Source organism: Dysosmobacter segnis, from assembly GCF_014297285.1.
Taxonomy (GTDB): Bacteria; Bacillota; Clostridia; order Oscillospirales; family Oscillospiraceae; genus Oscillibacter; species Oscillibacter segnis.
On record NZ_JACOQI010000114.1, the window covers coordinates 1 to 586 of the forward strand.

The 586-nt window shown below is 46.8% G+C and carries 1 protein-coding gene; it reads left to right on the top strand.

All coding sequences use genetic code 11. The features are described from left to right. The first annotated feature begins 50 nt into the window (after positions 1 to 50). Complete coding sequence (locus tag H8Z83_RS19310) at positions 51 to 410, top strand: helix-turn-helix domain-containing protein (RefSeq protein ID WP_054754179.1); 360 nt, start codon at positions 51 to 53, stop codon at positions 408 to 410. Positions 411 to 586: the final 176 nt, after the last annotated feature.

Below are 586 nucleotides of genomic sequence, written 5' to 3' on the forward strand. Positions count from 1 at the left end.
AGTCGTTCAAATAATATCACATGAAATGTAAAATCATATCAGGTGATGTTATGAAGATAGAACGAGATGAAAGACGCTTTGATTTTCACGATATAGGGCTCGCCATCAAGCGTGCAAGAGAAGCCAGCGGCATGACACAGGAGCAACTGGCCTATATTGTTGACCGCGCTCCGCGTACCATTATGTATAATGAAAATGATGGTCAGCATCCAAGCTTCAACACCTTTTATCAGATGGTTACAATGTTTGATATATCGGTGGATCAATACTTTTACCCGTCCCAGAATAGCGGGAGCGAGTGCAGGAAGCGGATTGATGCCATGTTGAACGCCTTGGACGAAAGAGAATTGAAAATCGTTGAAGCTACAATCCAAGCGATGAAAGCATCGAAAGAAACGGAGGAAACGTAAAAGAAAGCGTAACCTCCGTTTTTGCGCCATGTTGCGGGATTGCGCGTTTTGGCAAGCAATTCGGGTGTGGCCACACTCCGAAATTTTTGCAGGGCGCAGGGCCCGCAAAAATGCTTGTTGGGGAGCTCCCCAAACCCGCTGTACTTCGGGACAAATTGTCCCAAAGTCCCGGTGCG